Origin of the sequence: Microcystis sp. LE18-22.4A, from assembly GCF_027531105.1 — a bacterium.
GTDB lineage: Bacteria > Cyanobacteriota > Cyanobacteriia > Cyanobacteriales > Microcystaceae > Microcystis > Microcystis aeruginosa.
The window spans coordinates 1-4573 of record NZ_JAPZRB010000460.1 but is presented as its reverse complement, the minus strand read 5'-3'; the positions used below and the strand labels follow the sequence as shown (position 1 = coordinate 4573).

The following is a 4573-nucleotide window of genomic DNA, read 5'->3' as shown; positions in this document are numbered from 1 at the left end:
ATTAGGACGGGGAAAAACTCAAGACCAAGCGGTGCGAGAATTGTTAGAATTACCTCAAGGTAATGCTTTCCGGGAAAATGTGCTGGAATTATTAATTAGTTGGCGGGTTAGTATGGAAATAAATAACATCCTAGAAACTGAAGATAGAGAGGTGTTTATGACCTTATCTCAAACCTATCAGGAATGGAAGGAAGCAACTAAACGGGAAGGACTCGAACAAGGACTAGAGCGAGGACTAGAGCGAGGAAAACTAGAGGCTAAATTGGAATCTATTCCCCGTTTGCTTGCTTTGGGTTTAAGTGTGGAACAAATCGCTCAAGCTTTGGATTTAGACTTAGAACAAGTCCGACAAGTGGCGCGAGAGTAAAGGTGGAGAGTTAAAACGCAAAAATGCCACAATGGATAAAATAGGCATTTTCTGACTAACTGACATCTTCTATGAGTAACCACCTAAGCGGAAGCGAGATTCGCCAGCGATTTTTAGACTTTTTTGCGGCCAGAAACCATAAAATTCTCCCTAGTGCCTCTCTAGTCCCAGAAGACCCCACCGTTTTGCTGACTATTGCGGGAATGCTCCCTTTTAAACCGATTTTCTTAGGGCAAAAGACCCCAGAATTTACCCGCGCTACCACTTCCCAAAAATGTATTCGCACCAACGATATCGAAAATGTCGGCCGGACTGCTAGACATCATACTTTTTTTGAGATGTTGGGCAATTTTAGCTTTGGTGATTATTTTAAAGAACAAGCGATCGCCTGGGCCTGGGAATTGTCCACAGAAGTTTTTAACCTTCCCCCCGAAAGATTAGTCGTTAGTGTCTTTAGGGAGGATGAGGAAGCTTTCGCTATCTGGCGCGATAAAATCGGTATTCCTGCCCATCGTATCCAAAAAATGGGCGAAGCGGATAACTTTTGGGTATCGGGTCCCACGGGTCCCTGTGGTCCCTGTTCGGAAATTTACTACGATTTTCACCCGGAATTGGGGGATAAAACCATCGATTTAGAGGATGATAGCCGTTTTATCGAGTTTTATAACCTCGTCTTCATGCAGTATAACCGCGACGCGGATGGCAATCTGACACCCCTGGCCAATAAAAATATCGATACGGGGATGGGTTTGGAACGGATGGCGCAAATCCTGCAAAAAGTCGCCAATAACTACGAAACTGACCTAATTTTCCCGATTGTCGCTGAAGCAGCCCGGTTAGCAGCCATAGACTACCAGAAAGCGGACGAAAAAACGAAAGTTTCCCTAAAAGTCATCGGCGATCATGTGCGTTCGGTAGTACACATGATAGCGGATGGTATCTCAGCATCGAATACTGACAGAGGTTACGTCTTGCGTCGTCTGATTCGCAGAGTAGTACGGCACGGGCGTTTAATCGGTATTGAAGGTCAATTTATCACCAAAGTGGCGGAAGTTGCGATCGCTCTTTCCGAGTCCGTCTATGGCAATGTTCGGGAACGAGAAACGGTGATCAAGGCAGAATTAGAGCGAGAGGAAGCGAGATTTTTAGAAACCCTAGAAAGAGGCGAGAAACTGCTCGAATCGATTCTAGAAAAAGAAAAAAGCCAGATTTCGGGAGTCGATGCCTTTACCCTTTATGATACCTATGGCTTCCCCCTCGAACTCACTCAAGAAATCGCCGAGGAGCAGGGTTTAAGCGTCGATACGGCGGGTTTCGAGCAGGAAATGAAAAAACAGCAGCAAAGATCAAAAGCCGCCCACGAAACCATAGATTTGACGGTACAGGGTAGTTTAGATAAGCTGGCAGAACATATTCACCCGACGGAATTTCTCGGTTATACGGATTTGCAAGCAACCGCAACAGTAACGGCGGTTTTAGTCGCTGGTAAAACGGTGGAATCGGCCGCATCAGGCACTGAGGTGCAGGTAGTTCTCGATAAAACCCCTTTTTATGCCGAATCGGGTGGACAAATCGGTGACAAGGGTTATTTAACCGGCGATAATCTGGTTATCCGCGTTGAGGATGTGCAGAAAGAATCGGGGATTTTTATCCATTTTGGTCGGGTAGAGCGGGGAGTTGTCACCACCGGCGATACAATTAATGCTCAGATCGATCGCTCCTGTCGTCGTCGCGCCCAAGCTAATCATACCGCCACCCATCTGCTACAATCGGCCCTGAAAAAGCTTGTCGATGGGGGGATTTCCCAAGCAGGTTCCCTAGTCAGTTTCGATCGCCTCCGTTTTGATTTTAACTGTCCTCGTCCCCTGACTAGCTCTGAATTGCAACAGGTGGAAGAACAGATTAACACTTGGATTGCCGAAGCGCATGACACCCAGATAGCGGTGATGGGATTGGAAGAAGCGAAGCAGAAGGGAGCTATTGCCATGTTTGGCGAGAAATACGGCTCAGAAGTGCGAGTTATCGATATTCCTAGCGTTTCTATGGAATTATGCGGGGGAACTCACGTTAAAAATACCGCCGAGATCGGTTTATTTAAAATCATCTCCGAGACGGGAATCGCTGCGGGAATTCGTCGCATCGAAGCGGTGGCCGGCCCTGCCGTGTTAGCATACCTGAATGAACGGGATCAGGTGGTGCGGGATTTGTGCGATCGCTTTAAGGTCAAACCTCTGGAAATTCCTGATCGCATCACGGCCCTACAATCGGAGTTAAAAGGCACACAAAAGCAGTTAGAAGCGGTTAAACAGGAGTTAGCCCTAAATAAATCGGACGCTTTGCTATCTCAAGCCGAATCTATCGGCGAATTTAAGCTATTAGTCGCTTCTTTGGGCGATATTGATGCTAATGCTTTGATGGCCGCAGCCGAAAGACTACAGCAAAAATTAGGGGAAGGGGCAGTGGTTTTGGCCTCGACTCCCGCAGCTGATAAAGTGAGTTTAGTGGCCGCTTTTAGTCCCCGGGTGATTAAAGATCGGGGTTTACAAGCGGGTAAATTTATCGGTGCGATCGCTAAAATCTGCGCCGGTGGTGGTGGTGGTCGTCCCAATTTAGCTCAAGCTGGGGGACGGGATGCTAGTAAGTTAAGCGAAGCTTTAGCTAAGGCCAAAAGTCAGTTAACTAGCAGTTTACAATAGTTGCTAAGGTGGGCATTTTGTCCACCTTTAAAAAATTAGTTATCCTCTCGGTGTGATTGGTAAAAATAATATGGAACTACTGATCAAGAATTTGGGATCAATTAGAAATAATAATCAAACTATAGATTTAACCAAGAATTTTTATACTTTTATTGACTACAATAATAGTGGCAAAACCCTATTTTATCAGCTTTTATGGACAATTTTTAATCATGACAATATTAGAAAGTTTTCCGAAAAGACCCAAATTGATTCTTTAGTAATTGACTCTGAAAAACCTATTAAAACAACTACGATCAATCAAGAATTAATCGATGAGATTCTCAATAAATTTAGCCAGTTTATTGAAAAAGAAGTGGAATGGCATTTAAAACAGTCCTTAGCTCCTTTATTATTTGAGGATGAAGAAATTGATGATAGTTCTCTGGATGTGATTAAAGCGAGTCGCAGTGAATCGGTGCAGTCTAAAGAGAGAAAAAAACGGAATCAAGAGAACATCCCTGTGCATAGTTTTCGGACTTTGTTGGAAGACCTGGGGACAATTTGCTTGAATACAGTAGAATGTACGATTAGAGAGGGAAGTTATCGTTTTTCTAAGATAACTCGACCGACCCAACTGCAACAATCATGCGTTAGATTTATTAGGGGTTTCCCTGATTTGTACCCAGTAACGGGGCATCAAAAATTCTCTTAATCCCTCCTACAGCATAGGTTATGGCCTTTTGTCAACGGGGAAGTCCAGTTATTAAGCTGACGTGGAGATGCTTAAAGGGAGCATCTTGCTTTTCCAAATAAGTTTTTGGACAATTCACAGTAAATATCTACAGATTTGACCGTTGGGCGGGTCTAGGCTTAACCATAGTCTCTGTCTCGGTTTCAGGCTTTTCTTCTCATTTTAACTCTCTTAGATTGATGAAAGAGAGATAAGTTGTGTTGAGAAATGTGTAGAGTTGCGGCCGACCCTTGACTGGAACCTAAGCTCTCGTGATAACTTGTATAGGAGTTATCGACAAGACACCATCAGCTAGACAGACCCTTCCAGTTTCTCTATGTTTCATCCTAACCAATCGGAAACCCGTGAAGATATCCGCGAGTATGTAGCTCAACTACAGCTTCACATGGCTTTACAAGCTCGTAATCTCGTGCCTAGTCTGACTAATACTAGCGATAGTCGCGAGAAACTGCTGCAGGATACCCAAGCAACCATCGAAAAAATCGTTTCCCGTCATTTCTAGTTGACCGATTTTACCTATAATGTCGGCTTTTCATCTCTCGGTTTCACCTCGGAGATGAAAAGTTCCGCCAGCATAGAACAGCGAAGCACGACTAAGAATAACTCTAATCTATAGTTGCCAATTTAATTTTAGTCTGCTAGAGTAGTTTGCGTGGTAGGTCGATAACGCAAAATGTTTGTTTTAGAGTACAAGCTTAGAGGAAAACCATCTCAATATCAAGCCATTGATGAGGCTATTCGGACAGTACAGTTTGTTCGGAATAAATGTCTTAGATA

3 protein-coding genes and 3 pseudogenes are annotated in these 4573 nt (G+C 44.2%); all 6 read left to right on the top strand.

What is annotated here, in order from left to right; translation table 11 throughout:
• The coding region (locus O9295_RS20140) for an Rpn family recombination-promoting nuclease/putative transposase (protein ID WP_288034832.1) at positions 1–367 on the top strand (367 nt) is incomplete at its 5' end.
• A gap of 71 nt (positions 368–438) precedes the next feature.
• A complete protein-coding gene (gene alaS / locus O9295_RS20135; protein ID WP_288034830.1) occupies positions 439–3063 on the top strand; it encodes an alanine--tRNA ligase in 2625 nt (874 codons plus the stop codon).
• 70 nt (positions 3064–3133) lie between these two features.
• Positions 3134–3421: pseudogene (locus tag O9295_RS27955) on the top strand (AAA family ATPase); the annotation flags it as partial.
• Positions 3419–3734, top strand: a pseudogene (locus O9295_RS27515) (IS1634 family transposase); the annotation flags it as partial. The pseudogenes O9295_RS27955 and O9295_RS27515, both read left to right, overlap by 3 nt.
• Positions 3735–4112: 378 nt before the next feature.
• Entirely contained in the window at positions 4113–4298 is a 186-nt protein-coding gene (locus O9295_RS20125) for a hypothetical protein (RefSeq protein WP_002759041.1), read from the top strand.
• A 171-nt stretch (positions 4299–4469) separates the two neighbouring features.
• Positions 4470–4573 (top strand): annotated as a pseudogene (locus O9295_RS20120) (transposase); the annotation flags it as partial.

Coding starts and splice junctions, on each gene's coding strand:
- O9295_RS20125 (WP_002759041.1), top strand. CDS start 4,113: ATGTTTCATCCTAACCAATCGGAAACCCGTGAAGATATCCGCGAGTAT.
- alaS (WP_288034830.1), top strand. CDS start 439: ATGAGTAACCACCTAAGCGGAAGCGAGATTCGCCAGCGATTTTTAGAC.